Origin of the sequence: Dyella humi (assembly GCF_044904605.1) — a bacterium.
In the GTDB taxonomy this organism is placed as follows: domain Bacteria; phylum Pseudomonadota; class Gammaproteobacteria; order Xanthomonadales; family Rhodanobacteraceae; genus Dyella_B; species Dyella_B humi.
Genome location: NZ_JADIKI010000020.1, coordinates 57,114 through 72,758, shown reverse-complemented (window position 1 = coordinate 72,758; position 15,645 = coordinate 57,114). Strand labels below are relative to the sequence as shown.

Sequence of the window (15,645 nt, the reverse complement as noted above, 5' to 3'; positions counted from 1 at the left end):
GAAGAAACAGGCATGATCAAATGGGTTCGGCACATGCCCTTTGCCGCCGTTCTTCTGGGCATCGCCATGCCCCTCTGTGCTGAGGAGCGCAACCTGTCACGCGATTGGTTGTTTCAAAAAAGCGACATAACCAGCGCCTCGTCGCCCATCTACGATGATCATGCGTGGCTCAAGGTTGAGGTGCCGCACGATGGGTCGATTGAGGACAAACCCGATGGCAGCGCACCGTACGATCCGAATACACCAGGAGGGCAGAACTCCGGTTACTTGCCCGGCGGCATCGGCTGGTATCGGCGGCACATCATGCTCAGCGCCGACGATGCTGCACGCGTCGTCCATCTGAATTTCGAAGCGATCTACATGGATGCGGACATCTGGCTCAACGGCCAGCATCTCGCGCAACATCATTATGGCTATACAGCCTTCAGTGTGGATTTGACGGGCAAGGTCCATGCGGGTGACAACGTCGTTGCCATCCGCGTCAATCATGCCGATCCGTCTTCTCGCTGGTACGCAGGCTCGGGGTTGATTCGTCCGGTCAGCCTGGACATTCTGGATCGCGTACATCTTGATCCGGACAGCATCTTTGTAAAAACGCCCGAGGCAACGTCGGCGCTTGCGAAAGTGGTCACGCACGCCGTGATGGCCAATGATTCGTCGCAAACGCGCAAAGTCGACGTGGTTTCGAAGATACTGTCGGCCAATGGCCAAGTTGTTGCGCAGTCGCATCAGGACAAGTCGCTCACCGCAGGCGCCAAAGCGCAGTTGGACGAAACGCTTGCGATAACGAATCCGGCGCTGTGGTCTCCCGACTCGCCCAATCTGTATACGCTCGTCCAGGACGTCTACGTAAATGGCGCGATCACCGATGAACGGCGGACGCGTTTTGGCGCTCGCACCATCACCGTCGATGCCGTGCACGGCCTGCTTATCAACGGCAACAAGGTGCTGCTGCGCGGTGGCAACATCCATCACGACAACTACATGCTTGGCGGAGCGGGCTGGCCGGATGCCGATGCACGCAAAGTGGCCCTGATGAAGGCCGCCGGCTACAACGCCATCCGCAGTGCGCATAACCCAGCCAGCCAGGCCACGCTCGACGCCGCGGATGAGCTGGGCATGCTCGTCATCGACGAAGCGTTTGACATGTGGAACATCAGCAAGACGCCCATGGACTACGCGCGTTTCTTCAAACAGGACTGGTCGCAGGATATCGATAGCCTGGTCATCAGCGGACGCAATCACCCGAGCGTGCTGTTCTGGAGCATCGGCAACGAGATTCCCGAACAAGGAACGCCATCGGGCGTGGAAACGGGTCGCAAACTGGCGGAGCGTGTGCGCGGACTTGATCCGACCCGGCCGGTCACCGAAGCGATCAACGTCGACACGCCGCACATCGCCGACCAATTCGCCAACCTCGACGTTGCGGGATACAACTACAACGAACCGCTTTTCGCACGGGACCATCAAACGTATTCGCAGCGTGTCATGTTCACCACGGAATCGACGTCCAAGAACGCGTTCACCTATTGGCGTGCGGCGGAAACGATGCCTTGGGTGATTGGCGACTTCGTCTGGACGTCGGTGGATTACATCGGCGAGACCGGCATTGGCTGGATGGGTTATAGCCAGGATTGGCAAAAACTCGGCCCCTACCCTTGGCATCTCGCCTATTGCGGCGAGATCGACGCGACGGGACGCAAGCGGCCTGCGGCATACTATCGCGAGGTGGTCTGGAAGACGGGCATTGACCCTATTTCGGCATTTGTGCAGCAGCCCGCAGGCACCGAAGATCTGCCCAACCGGCATATGTTCACGCTGACCCAGCCTCACACGGATTGGTCATTGGATGATGTCCATCCAAGCTGGACCTGGCCTGGTCAGGAAGGCAAGCCGCTAAATGTTGTCGTGTATTCCGAATATCCGGAAGTGGAGTTGTTGCTCAATGGCAAAAGCCTGGGGCGAAAGTCCACCAACGTAGACACGCAATACAAAGCAACGTACTCGGTGCCGTATCACCCTGGACGTCTTGTGGCAATCGGTTATCAGGACGGCCATGCCGCGAGGCAATGGGAATTGCGCACGGCGAGTAAGCCGGCAGGCGTCGATGTATCAGTCGATCGAACGCAACTGCGCGCCAACGGCGAAGATTTGGCATACGTCACGATCGCGCTCGTCGACGACAACGGCACGCCTGTGTACAACCAAAGCGATGACCGGCGTGTGAGCGTTCGCGTCGTTGGTGCAGGAAAGCTTGCCGGCATGGGCAACGGAAAGCCCGATGACATTTCCAGCTTCCAGTCGGGGCAATGGAAGACGTTTCATGGACGAGTGGTCGCCGTGGTTCGCTCTGTCCTGCAAGCGGGGCCGATTGAGGTGCACGTCGATGTGGATGGTTTGACGACGCGGCGGATTTATCTCCATGCCGTGTCTCCTTAACCTCGGATTCTCTCAAATGCTTCCCACTTAATACCCGCGACAATACTCGCCGGAATGACATGCGAGGCTTCACGGCTCACTGAAATATTGGCCACCCTTACGCTAGACAGCGGAGTGATGAATGCGAATGATGAGTTGCCTCTGCAGCGCAATAGCCATCGCTGCGATATCCATCGGCGCAGACGCTGCAAACACCCAAGCCTCCTCACCAACGCTTGTGGGGCTCCCCTCCCCTTATACCTGGCAAAACAAAGCCGCCGAGTGGAACGCCAACGCCAACTCCCTCACGCTGACAGCAGGAAAGAAAACCGACTGGTTCGTCTATCCCGGCGGCGGATATACCGCGAATAGTTCGCCGCGATTGCTATTCAAAGCAGCTGACGATTTCATGCTCAGTACCAAGGTCGAGGTCAAGGCACACGCAACCTACGACGCTGGCTGCCTTGCCCTGTACGCATCAACGTCTACCTGGGCCAAGCTTTGCGTGGAAGCGCAAGCCGACCATCGCCTTGACGTGATCTCGGTGGTAACGCGTGGGTCCTCCGACGACGCAACGTCATTCCCTGTAAGTGGCACGTCGATTTATCTGAAGATCGCCAAGGCCGATGGAACCATCTTCTTCTACGCGTCCGAAGACGGCAAAGCCTGGACGATCATTCGCAAACTCACTCTGCCACCGGGCGATGGGTTGCTGGCGGGCTTTTCCGCGCAGTCGCCGGATGGGAATGGAGCAAGCGCCTTGTTCACGGATTTCCATTACCTGCCGCAGAAAATCAATCTCTGGAATTTGCGGTAGTAGAAACCTATCTGACTCCTTCGGAGTTGCCAGGGAAAGGATTCAACGCTGTTAAAGACAGGCAAAGTGATTGCCATCACTTTGTCACAGCCCAAATTGGGCCGATTAATTGCCTTGCCAGCCCGAATAAAATCGCAATTTTCCTCAGAAAATATTGGCCTAATGGCACTGAAAACCCGCCCTTTCGAGCCATGGTCTTCGCTGGCTGGAACAGTAGAATTGCGCATGCGTACCAATATTCTTCGACCTTGGTCGAGCTGAACGCAGCGACTGGCATAGCTTGCACATTCAGTGTGTGGGGACACGGAAGGCGATACGCATGACGCACCGAACCTTTCCGCGGGGCAGTCATTTAAGTAGCCCGTTAGCGCCCGCAATGTGCCCGCATCGCGGGCGCTTTTTTGTGATGTTCGCTCGACAAACAAGGCGAATGCCCCGTAGCGCATCCACTCACAACCATCGACAGATGGGATGTCGCTGTAGTCAATTTATTCTTGCAGTTTCAACAGGACATATTGCTGTCGAAACGGGACGATATCTCTCATTCTTCGCGTTTTGGACGTCCATTTAATATTTCAGTCATAGTGAATAAATAGCATGCGAACCCGGCGAAGCTCCTGCAGCGGGTCGAAGGAGGGCTTCCGATGCAGGTGTTCGTCTGCGACGGACAAGGTCGTCGCGCTCCCTTACTCAATCAAGAGGCAAGTTATGAACCACTTCTCCAAAAGTGGAGCGAAAGGCAAGCTGCTGTGCCTGACGCTCCTGCTGTCTGCTAGTCTCGTTCCTCAGCTTTCCCACGCGGGATGTTGGTTGCCCGTCGGTAACAGGATGGCCACGCTGTTGAAGACTATACCTACCAGGCAGGTGTCGGTGCTGGCGCATCGTGGCCTGTGGGGCGGCTACTCGGGTGATGCAACCTTGCCAGAAAACTCGCGTGGCTCGCTGCAGAAAGCGGACGACGAGTGCATGGATGCCGTCGAGTTGGACGTGAAGATGACGCGGGAAGGCGTTCCGGTGCTAATGCACGATTACAACCTCGGGCGCACCACCGACGTCTATAACGCGTTCCGCGGCGGCCATAAATACAACCCGATGAACAACCGAGGCACCAATCCGAGTGTGGCTTCCCTCAGTTGGGAGACCATCCAGTTCCTGCATCTGCTGACGCCGGATCGCAACCGGGTAACCGGCTACTACGTACCAGATATCTCCGGTGTGTTTAGCTACTGGAATCAACACGGTATGCGTACGCCGATGATCTTCGACACGAAGACGCAGGATGCCGTGCGTGCTATCGATCGATTGGCCCAGGAAAACTTCTCCCGCCCAAGCGACGTCGTAGGTGTGAAAGTCAACGCGACGCTGTACCCCTCCTACAACTCGTTCCGGGCTGATGCACCGACGATTCGCGTCATTCCTGTATTCACCACCAATATGCTCACCAAGATCAATGTGAGTGCAGTGGAAAGCGGTTGGCAGGCAAGGTCGCCGGCCGTTGAGATCAACGTGAAGCAACGGAATGGCCTGCTGCAAGGGCAACTGAATAACGCCAAGCGCGCGCGCTTGGCCGTCGGCGCCTTCAATGCGCTTCCGGATGCCCCGGGTCAGAATGAGTTCTACAAGAACACCGGACAGTGCTGCTACAGGCTGTCTGACCTGTACTTCTCGTATTGGGGTGGCCGAGACACCGCCGATAATCGCGGCGACTGGAACTTCCTGGTTTCGGAAGGCTTCACCTTCATCACCACCGACAACCCGCAGGGCTTGATCGGCTTCCTCAGGTCCAAGGGACTTCATTGATCTGAGCTCCAAGCGAGGGGGTGGCCAACCGCCCCCTCTCTCATATCGCGCAGTACGCCCCTTGAAGGCATCCCACTTATGACACCCCATCGTCGATTTTTCTACGCTGTCGCGCTTATCGGCATCACCGCCATGCCCGTTGCTTCATCACTGGCGGGCGACCCATCGCCAACGACCCTGCGCGTAGGCGATACGGCGCTATCCCCGCAACAATATCGCGACGTCGCCGTTGCGTTGCAGGAGACATCCGGTCTCCCGTCGTTCGCCGAGGACGCCGACCAGCTCAAACAGTTTGCGCAAATGGAAGTTCTCGCTGTCCGCGCACGCAAGGACAGGCTTGATCAGGACCATGCCATCGCCGCAAAGATTCGCATTGCGATCGACAACGTTCTTGCGCGCGCCGAGCGGGATCATCTGTACGCCTCCGCACCGATCACGAACGATGATGTGAAACAACGAATGGATTCGCATCCCAACGCGTACGACGAATACCAGCTCAGCCATATCTTCATCGCGATTGGACCAACCAAAAATGGTGGCCAACGTTCCGAACATGACGCCTTGCTCAAGGCCCAGCAGATCAAAAAGAAGCTTGATGCCGGCGCTGACTTCGCAAGCCTGGCGCAAACCGAATCGGATGACCCGCAAACGGCCAAGGACGGAGGCGAACTACCACCCATGCTTGGCATGTTCGTTGCGACCGAATTTCTGCCGGCAATCAGTCAACTTCATGATGGGGACGTAACCGCTCCTGTCAGGGGCGCGAAGGGTTATCACGTGATCCTGGTGCAACAGAAAGTCGCAGCCACCTTCGAAAACCGGCATAAGATGATCGAGTCGCTTATGCGCGATGAGGCAGTGGATTCGACCATTGCCCAGTGGATGCAGAGCACGCCGGTTGAGTTCAACAAAGCAACGCTTGACGGCCGCACAGCCAAATAACGCATGGCTTTACCTGCGCGCCAGCCAAGCCGGATGGGCAAGGATGCCCCCACCCATCGCTCTCCTTGGGTAAGGGCAGCGCATGGGGCGCGCATGCCCGTGTTTACTCGTCACCGTCTGTGGTGGGTGGCCGCGACGTTAAGCACGGCCGTCGCTTTGAGCGGCGTGATGCATGTAACCCGGGATGTCCCTGCACCGACAGCAACAACGAGCACACCACGATTCACTCCTGGCAATCAAACTTCTCTTCATCAAAGCATCGCTCCCACCATCCATAGCGATCCGGCGAGCCACCTGTTTGATAGTGCCAGCATGGACGAGCTGTGCAGTCGCATTTCCGCGCAAGCCGTGTCTGAATCGCAGCCCGAAGCGGCGCCGATAACCGCATCGGAGCCGGCGAACGCTGAGCAGGAACGACTGACCGCGGCGTGTGCGAAGAAGTTGGCTTCATCCGACGATGAAATTCTTTCGCGCATGCGCGACGCTGCAAATGCGGGGAACGCCGAGGCAAAGCGCCGTGTGCTGGAGCAAAAGCTCCAACAAGACGCCGAGGATGTTGATGCGATGGGCGATGACGTGTCGCCTGACGACATGCCAGCGGTCTACGCCTACTATGCGGATGATGTGGCCGCACTCCACGACATGGCTTTGCAACCGGATGCGGAAGCAGCCGGGTTGATGGCTCAGCTGATAGAGGACGGCAAACTCGTCGCGCGAGATCCGATAGCCACCGCTTCCTGGCAAATATATGCGCGGATTTCAGCGCAAGGCACGTTGCCTGCCGATGAGGATCTACTCAGAGACCCGGCGCTGGAGGACTTTGGCGAGGAAGATAGCGCTGCCGCCATTGCGTTGGCCAAAATACTCTATTCGAGCATGTCGTCCGCGAACACAGGACATCATGAGGTAACCGGGCGAATTGCTGCCGCTCTGTTCCTGGATGAGATCGAGCGGAATGTCGGTGGCCGACGCGCGACCATGCCCCAGCAAGCACACCAAAGCGCACCAGAGCGATGAGTAATTCAACTTTTTCATGCGTTCCCCTGGTAACGCAATAGGAAACCGCCTCCCTGCCCAGCAAATCGCTAAGCAGGGAAACGATATCCAGAGCCGCTGCGAGCTTTGCGTGCCTTACTTTGCCAACGCCGCGATCTCTGCGTCACTCAATGCCATGGAATAAAGACAGAAGTCCTGGATGCGTCCATTGAACGCCGGATGATTCGTGTCGCGACCAAGCATCCTTATTTGATCGCCAAGCTGATGCGGAGACAACAAAATGGAATCGGTGACGCCTGCAAGCTTCCCGTCGAGGTAAATCTTGCCGGTATTGCCGCTCAAGGTAACGGCGATGTGTGTCCACCGACCGACGGCCAACGGCACACTGGCCTCGACCGCCTGCTCGTCGTGATAGCTCGCGGCGCAGATCGCAAACCGAACGTGGCCGCTCCCTGACTGCGGCGCAAGGCGCATGTACGCGCCACCATCCTGCCCGATGAACAACAGACAGCTGTCCCAATGCAGCGAGTTGGCGTACGCCCACATCGCGACCGTGAAATCGCCGAGATCCGTAAGCAAGGAGGCAGGGAGCTCGACATAGGATTCCTTTCCGTCGAACGCAACGGCACTGCCCGACGTGCGGCCTGTACCCCAACTTGCGCCGCTCATCAGCGTTCCATTGCTGGGAATCCATTCACCATTGCTCGGAGTGACCCAGCCCACGGCGGAGTTTCCGCCGCCATCGGCAAGATTGATCGAACACCGCAGCTCGCCGGGAAACGCGACGCGTATCGGGTGCGATGCGGCGCTTGCACTGTTGCTGGCCTGAATTTGATAGAACCACACACCGTGCGAAGGCGTGTCGCTGAACGTCCGCACCTCGCCCGACGCGACGGAACCGATGACAGCAAAGGGACCGTTCGCACTGTTGCTACGCTTGACGAGGTACGACGCTGTGCCTTTGCCGCCCCACCATGAAAGCACTACTTTGCCCCCGGTGCATACCGCCGACACGCCGAAAGGTGCGCGCAACTGTCCGACGTAATTGTCGAGCCGATTCGTGAGCGTCGGGAATACCATGTCGTCGCCATTGCCCGACCAGTAATTGGGCTCGGACTTGAGCACCATCTTCGACACGTTGGGCGCGTCCAGACCCATGCGATTCACGTAATGGTTGTAGATGGTTTCCCAACAGGCGCGCATGTTCTGGTAGGACTGGTTGTTATCGGCGGTGAAGGTACCCTGAGAACTCCATTGGGGCGCGAACGGCAGCACATAAGGCTTGCCATGCTGATCCAGCAAATTCGATTTTGCGACGTACTCCGCGCCCGCAAGGAACCGGTTGTTGAACAACGAATAGAGATCGTCGCCTTGTTTCCAGGCCATTTCGCACAACACACCACACATCGACATGCCCAAGGTGGCATGCCCTTGGTCGCGCCCGCTCTCCTGCCACTGCCCCATAAAACCAGGATGCATGAAGTAAACGGTGTGGATGGATGCGCCGTTGCCGAACACCTTGCCGATGTCGCCCCGGTTATTGGAGGTGTAGTAGTCGATCGCCTGCTTGTACAGGTCGAGATCGTCGCAGAACACGCCGATGGCAAGCGTGCCGGCCAGTGCGGCAAGATCCCAGTTGGCAAAGGCAGCCCAAGGCTCTCCGTTGTTTCGGGTGGCCACGCCTTGCAGCCATCCGCTTGCCATCGACGCAAACACAGTGCGAAGCATGCTCTGGAAGCGGGCCACTCCCTGCCGCGTCCAGCCCGGGTAAGTGCGCATGATTTCGGCGGCGTTGGCCCATTGATGGCCCTGGATGCCGGCGAGCAGAAACCCTGTCCAATCCTCGTGCATGGTGGAGCCTGGCGGAATGGTCCCGATAGCTTTCAAGGCCGCGGACCAGGCATCGAGTGTGTCGACAGCCAACTTCGCGTAAGCCTCGTCGCCTGAAATCTTCCAACGCAAGGCGCAGCAGTACGCCCTCTGAATGTCCCAGTGCATGGCTCCCGCATTCGTATAGCGGTAGACGGCAACCTGGGGATTGGGTTTGCCATGCAAATCGGTGGCGCTCGCCGAACACAACGTCTTCCACCAGTTTGTCCAGGGCTGTTCGCCACTCCTGATCTTGTTGCGGATGCGCGTGAAATCGTCCTCGTTAACGAGCAGACCCGGATGTGTGAAGCGATTTGTGCTCAAGGGACTGCCCGCCGGACCGGAACTGAATGCTGGCAGGCTTCCGGCTTTGCTTTCGCCGATGCCGAGTCCGAGCAGCAACGCACCAGCACCGAGGCCCGTGATGAAGCGTCGCCGAGAGCCGTCCTCAATGTTGCTGCGCGCTTCGGCATCGGCTTGCAGATCGAGCATGGGGTCGTTTATTTGCTTCATAAATTTGCACCTAGGTAGCCATCGGGATCGTTGCCCATGGCTCGATGGAAGAAATGCAACGGAGAACGAATGGAGGCTGGATACAAGAAAATTTATTCCGAAACCTCTCACATCATTCGATGAGAGCCATTGCTCATAAACCAACATGACACTTTTGTATCGCGCTTATTTCGTACCGAAGACGATCAGATAAAAGCGATTAATAGCCCCTCATTTTTGAGGCGCATCATGCAGAAACCGACGATCCATGAGCATGTTCCCCAAGGACAACTCAATGTCAGTTGGGGTCACGCGATCATTTTTGAGAAACAGAAGGCATTTTCTTCACACATAATCTGAAGGAACAAAATGAGATCCATGAAAATTTGGGCTCCTCAGATATCCATATCGATATCAGTGGCAATGCAAATCATCGCCAGGACTGCGATGTGCATCGCAAAATATATCCTTCTTGCATCACCGGATCGCATGGCAAAGAAAAAGACTCACATTTTGCCGTGAAATTGCTGCTGCGCAGCTTCAATTTTCATAAGTGTCTCTTGTGTTCTTCGCAATGCCTCGCCTGACAGCGAACGATAGAGTGCAGCGCCATGAACGACGCATTGCACGCGTTGCATCCCACGTCAGCATGAAGCAAGCCATGCGACGTGCGTCATGAACGCTTGCACTGTCGTGTGACCGACACACCATCAATAGGGGAATGAAAAACAGCGCGGCATAAAGTGCCGTCGGCTTTCGCCAAGTAAGCAACTAAATATCTGTTTAGTTACACAACAACGGCGTAGTGCTTCGTTCGCACGCAGAATTAGCTGATGGATCAGCGTAGCGCCACACCGCAACGATCCAACATACAAACTGGAGGGGACTATGAAGACACTCTTGCACCGGGCTGTTGCCAGGGGATTGGTTTACGGCGTGCTCGCCGCGCTTTCGGTATCGCCTGCCGCAACGCTTGCGCAAACCACGCCGTCCTACACCTGGAACAACGTTAGAATCGTCGCTGGCGGCTATGTCGACGGCATCATCGCGCACCCGAAACAGCAAGGATTGTTCTACGCGCGCACCGACGTGGGCGGTGCTTATCGTTACAACTCGCAGACAGCGAAATGGGTGGCGTTGAACGATTGGACGCCACCGCAAGATTCTGGATGGATGGGCATTGAAAGCATTGCCGTCGACCCGAACAACCCGAACATGCTTTACCTAGTGGCGGGCCTATACACGCAATCGTGGGCACCCAATGGCGCGGTTCTGGTGTCATCCGACCAGGGCGCACATTTTACTTCGCATCCGCTCAGCTTCCGCGTTGGCGGCAATGTGGACGGACGCAATGTGGGCGAACGTTTGCAAGTGGATCCGAACAAGGGTTCGGTCCTGTTCTACGGTACGTTCAACGCTGCGAATCAAGCCAGCACTAACGGTTTGTGGACCAGCACCGACAGCGGGAGCACCTGGAGCCACGTGAGCGGTTTCAATGCACTGTCCAGCGACGGCACCGGGGCGGGTGTGGCTTTCGTTGCTTTCTATAAACCTTCGAGTGGTGCGGGCTCACCGACCAAGACCATCTTTGCCGGCGTATCCACCAGCACCGCAGCATCGTCGCTGTACAAGAGCACGGACGGCGGCACGACGTGGGCGCCGGTTGCAGGCGGTCCTGCCGCAGGCATGCTGCCGCAACGCGGCATGATTGGTCCGGATGGCAATCTGTACATCACCTACGGCAATGCCATCGGCCCCAACGGCATGACGGCCGGCCAGGTGTGGAAATACAGCATCGGTTTGAATACCTGGCAGAACATCACGCCGACCGATCCGTACAACTACCCTTCCGGTTTCAGTGGTTTGTCGGTGGATCCGGAAAAGCCCGGCACGGTCATCGTGATGACGATGGATCACTGGTGGCCTACCGACACTATGTATCGCACCACCAATGGTGGTTCGACCTGGACCGACGTGGGAGCGAAGGCCGTGCGCGATTCAAGTTTGTCGCCATGGATCGTGCCGCAAGGCCAGACGCAGGCACCGTTCGGTAACTGGGGCGAGGCGGTGATCGATCCCTTCAATTCCGCGCACGCCATGTACGGATTCGGCGGCGGCATCTGGAGTACATCCGATCTGACCTCTGCCGATGCTGACCAGACGACGCACTGGAGCGTGGGCGCCGACGGCATCGAGGAAATCGTGGTGCAAACACTGATCTCTCCCACCACCGGTGCGCCGCTGATCAGCGCGCTTGATGACGTTTGCGGCTTCGTGCATACCAACCTCACCATCGCTCCCAGCACGCAGGTCACCCATCCTGTCTGCGGTAGCGGCACCGGACTCGACTTTGCGAAGAACGCACCATCGACCATCGTGCGCGTCGGTAGTGGCGGCAACAGCAGCAACAACGCGTTCGGTTCTGTTTCGAGCGATGGCGGCACTACCTGGACGGCGTTTGCCAATCAGGCGGGTTCCAGCAACGGTGGCGGCACGGTGGCAGTTTCCGCGGACGGCAGCACCATCGTATGGGCACCGTCGGATGTTGCACCGGTGGCATCCAACGATCACGGTACTACGTGGAAGACGTTGACCTACTCATCAAGCAGCGGTACCACCAACCTGCCAACCGGTTCGCAAGTGCTGTCCGATGGCCTCAACGCGAATCTGTTTTATGCATGGAATCAAGCTACGAGCACGTTCTTCAGCAGCGGCGACAAAGGCGTGACCTGGTATGCGTCGGCCACATCCGGCCTGCCTGCAGTACCGTCGTATGAAACAAGCCAGGCGGTGACGGTTACTGGCGTGCAGGGTGATATTTGGCTCGTTACGCCATCTGGCCTGTATCGCAGCCAGAGTTCCGGGTGGAGCTGGAATCAAGTCGACGCCTCCACTGTCACTGCCGCGGCATCGATCGGTTTCGGCAAGGCCGCACCCGGCAAGTACTATCCGACCATCTACCTTGCCGGCACGGTGAACGGCGTGGCCGGCCTATTCCGCTCCACTGACACCGGTGCAACCTGGGTGCAGATCAACGATGCGCAGCATCAATGGGGTGGCGTATGGCGCGTGATTGGCGACCCGCGGACGTTTGGCACCGTGTATCTCGGAACGACTGGCGGGCGCGGGATCATTTACGGCATGTCGTCGAACTGATGTGTGCATCGCTCCCTCCCCTGCTTTTCGGGGGAGGGATTCGAGCTTTGTAGGCTGGGATCGAATCCGGCATCGCCATCTGCATGAAAGCTGGTATTTCATCCCAGCCTACGTGAGATACCACCTTGAAGAAGGGAATGAACCTCGTGACACACTGGCTAAGAAGCGCACTGTTGCTGCCTATCCTGCTTGCTGCTGCAACAACATCCGGTGCACAGGAAGTCGCCCCAACTCCACCCATGGGCTGGAACAGCTGGGACTCCTACGGCCTCACCATCGACGAAGCCGACTTCAAAGCCAACACCACGGAACTCGCCAAACTGCACGCTTACGGTTGGACGTATGCCGTGATCGATGAAGGCTGGTACATGGGCAATCCGTTCGGTGACAAGTTACAACATCGCGACTATGCCGTGGATGCGCATGGACTGCTGATTCCCTCATCGAAACGCTTCCCCTCTTCTGTCGATGGACAAGGCTTCAAACCCATCGCCGACTGGGTGCACCTGCAGGGGTTGAAGTTCGGCATCCATATCGTGCGCGGGATTCCCAAACAGGCCGTGGAGGCAAATCTGTCGATTGCTGGCTCTCCGTTTCACGCACAAGATGCTGCCGATACCGCCGATACCTGTCCCTGGGACGATGGCGACTATGGCATCCGTGACAACGCAGCAGGGCAGGCTTATTACGATGCGATGATGGCGTTGTACGCGCGTTGGGGTGTCGACTTTCTCAAGGTCGATTGCATTGCCAATAATCCTTATCGCATCAGCGAGATTCGCCAGATCGCCGCGGCGATCAAAAAGACCGGACGCCCGATCGTGCTGAGCTTGTCGCCCGGACCGACGCAGCCTTCGCACGCCTCAGAGATTCGTAAATACGGCCAGATGTGGCGCATTTCCAATGACATATGGGACGGCTGGACATTCGCACACGACCATCCCAGCGATGATTTTCCGTCGGGTGTGGGCAATATCTTCGATCGCTTGCTGCCGTGGACAGGACAAGCCCACGACGGTCGCTGGCCCGATGCCGACATGCTGCCGTTCGGCATGCTCGCGCCGCACCCAGGCTTGGGCGAGCCACGTCATTCTCGCCTGACACTGGATGAAGAACGGACACAGCTGACTCTCCTCACCATTGCGCGTTCCCCGCTCATCCTCGGCGCCAATCTGACGAAGCTGGATGACGCCACGCGTGCGTTGATAATCAACAAAGACGTCATCGCGATCGATCAGCACAGTCACGATAACCATCCGATAGAACACCTACCTTCAGGCTTCGAACACGTGCGCGTGTGGGTAGCATCCGGAAAAGCCGGCGAACGTTACCTGGCCGTGTTCAACTTGGATGATAAGCCAGCATCATCGAACGCGAGTTGGGAGCAGCTCGGCCTGGCTTCCGGCAAGCATGCGGCGCGCGAGCTGTGGAGCGGCCATCGCTTGGAGGCATCCGATCGTTTGGCGATCGGTTTGCCGGCACATGGGTGTGCGTTGTATGCAGTAAGCCCAGTGCGGTAACGGATGATGCCCCAATAATCTTGATGCAGGAGAAAGGAATGAAATCGTTGATCCGCTCTATCTCTCTGTCTTTGACGTTGGCAGTCCCGTGCGCGCTTGCGAACGCCGGGCAGATACAGCAGCACACCTCATCTCACCCGGTTCCTGCCGTTCAGGACACGGAAACGCCAGCGCAGCGCGATGCGCGCATGGCCTGGTGGCGACAGGCGCGTTTTGGCATGTTCATCCATTGGGGGCTCTACGCCGTGCCGGCCGGCAACTGGCAAGGCAAGCCGGTTGACGGCATCGGCGAATGGATTATGTACAACGCGAAGATTCCCGTCGCCGACTACAAAAAGCTCGCGTCGCAGTTCGACCCCACAAAATTCGATGCGCATGCCTGGGTCGCTCTCGCCAAGGCTGCCGGCATGAAATACATCATCATTACCGCCAAGCATCACGACGGCTTCGCGATGTTCGATTCGAAGGCGAACCCGTTCAATATTGTCGATGCAACGCCATTCAAACGTGATCCGTTGCAGGAGCTCGCCGTAGAAGCGCACAAACAAGGAATCAAATTCGGCTTCTACTATTCGCAAGATCAGGATTGGTCGGCAGCTGGCGGCGCCGCACTTAACATGGATGCTTTCCATACCGGCCATTGGGACAAAGCTCAGCAAGGTAACTTTGCCGACTACTTGCACACCAAGGCCATTCCGCAGCTGAAGGAACTGTTGGCCAACTATCAGCCAGCGGCGCCGTCGGTGATCTGGTTCGATACCCCCACCTCGGACATGACGCCTCAGCTCGCATCGGAAATCGTCACCCTGCTCAATCAGCATCCGAACTTGATCTGGAACAATCGTCTTGGCGGAGGCTATCAAGGTGATACCGAGACGCCCGAACAGCACGTTCCCGCGCAGGGCTACCCGGGTCGCGACTGGGAAACCTGCATGACGATCAACGACACCTGGGGCTACAAATCAGCCGACACTAATTTCAAATCAACCCAGGAACTCATACGGACCCTCGCCGATGTTGCAAGCAAGGGCGGTAATTTGCTGCTCAACGTCGGCCCCGACGCGGAAGGCGTTATTCCTGCAGGAGAAGCCGAACGCCTGCAGGCCATTGGCACATGGCTCGACGTCAACGGCGAATCAATCTACGGTACCGGGCCAACGCCGTTTCCGGGTGATCATGGAAAGTTCTCTACCACTGAAAAAACCGTTGGCGAGAAGCAGCCGAAATGGGTGCCTGCCTGGGATTGGCGCGCTACCGCCAGGCCAGGAAAAATCTACATCCATTTGCTGACTTGGCCTGGCGAGGCATTCCACTTGTCGGGTCCCCGAGTCCAGATCAAGAAAGCTTACTTGCTCGCGGATCCACAGCACGCACCACTTAAATACACCCAAAAAGGACAGGTGCTCGATCTGCAATTGCCAGGCAAGCCGCTCGACCCCAACGATACCGTTGTTGTGCTTGAGACCACTTGACGCTTCTAGTCGTAAATTTGCGTGTGCACGACGATGGTCGGTTGGTTACAGGGCGCCCACGGGATCGGCAAAGCAAGTCGCAGTGCTGCTTCGTCCCGTGCCTCGCCAAAAAGTTGGCATCTGTGAGAAGACCTCAACCGCCCTGCCCCTAATCGCCATAAGG

At 57.4% G+C, this 15,645-nt stretch carries 9 protein-coding genes; 8 read left to right on the top strand and 1 reads right to left on the bottom strand.

Annotated features, from left to right (window positions below; translation table 11 throughout):
- Positions 1-12 precede the first annotated feature (12 nt).
- From ISP18_RS00725 to ISP18_RS00705, 5 genes are all read left to right on the top strand, one after another.
- On the top strand, positions 13-2,439 hold the full coding sequence (locus ISP18_RS00725; protein ID WP_380015990.1) for a glycoside hydrolase family 2 TIM barrel-domain containing protein: 2,427 nt from the start codon (positions 13-15) through the stop codon (positions 2,437-2,439).
- Positions 2,440-2,656: 217 nt separating this feature from the next.
- Positions 2,657-3,235, top strand: coding sequence for a DUF1349 domain-containing protein (locus ISP18_RS00720; RefSeq protein WP_380015992.1), 579 nt, complete (start codon positions 2,657-2,659; stop codon positions 3,233-3,235).
- 828 nt (positions 3,236-4,063) lie between these two features.
- Positions 4,064-5,035: a glycerophosphodiester phosphodiesterase family protein gene (locus tag ISP18_RS00715; protein WP_380015994.1), complete on the top strand. Its 972-nt coding sequence runs from the start codon at positions 4,064-4,066 to the stop codon at positions 5,033-5,035.
- Positions 5,036-5,113: 78 nt separating this feature from the next.
- Positions 5,114-5,977 carry a peptidylprolyl isomerase gene (locus ISP18_RS00710; RefSeq protein WP_380015996.1) on the top strand — a complete coding sequence of 288 codons (864 nt, stop codon included), beginning with the start codon at positions 5,114-5,116 and terminating at the stop codon, positions 5,975-5,977.
- 93 nt (positions 5,978-6,070) lie between these two features.
- On the top strand, positions 6,071-6,994 hold the full coding sequence (locus tag ISP18_RS00705) for a hypothetical protein (protein WP_380015998.1): 924 nt from the start codon (positions 6,071-6,073) through the stop codon (positions 6,992-6,994).
- Between the two features lie 114 nt (positions 6,995-7,108).
- Here ISP18_RS00705 and ISP18_RS00700 read toward each other — a convergent pair whose 3' ends face one another.
- On the bottom strand, positions 7,109-9,355 hold the full coding sequence (locus ISP18_RS00700; RefSeq protein WP_380016000.1) for a LamG-like jellyroll fold domain-containing protein: 2,247 nt from the start codon (positions 9,353-9,355) through the stop codon (positions 7,109-7,111).
- An 867-nt stretch (positions 9,356-10,222) separates the two neighbouring features.
- Here ISP18_RS00700 and ISP18_RS00695 point away from each other — a divergent pair.
- The 3 genes from ISP18_RS00695 to ISP18_RS00685 all read left to right on the top strand — a co-directional run bounded on the left by ISP18_RS00695 (position 10,223) and on the right by ISP18_RS00685 (position 15,482).
- The gene (locus ISP18_RS00695) at positions 10,223-12,490 is read left to right on the top strand and encodes a WD40/YVTN/BNR-like repeat-containing protein (RefSeq protein WP_380016002.1); all 2,268 of its coding nucleotides are present in this window, start codon (positions 10,223-10,225) and stop codon (positions 12,488-12,490) included.
- Positions 12,491-12,627: 137 nt separating this feature from the next.
- Positions 12,628-14,010, top strand: a complete 1,383-nt coding sequence (locus ISP18_RS00690; RefSeq protein WP_380016004.1) for a glycoside hydrolase family 27 protein — start codon at positions 12,628-12,630, stop codon at positions 14,008-14,010.
- Positions 14,011-14,048: 38 nt separating this feature from the next.
- Positions 14,049-15,482 carry an alpha-L-fucosidase gene (locus ISP18_RS00685; RefSeq protein WP_380016006.1) on the top strand — a complete coding sequence of 478 codons (1,434 nt, stop codon included), beginning with the start codon at positions 14,049-14,051 and terminating at the stop codon, positions 15,480-15,482.
- Positions 15,483-15,645 lie beyond the last annotated feature (163 nt).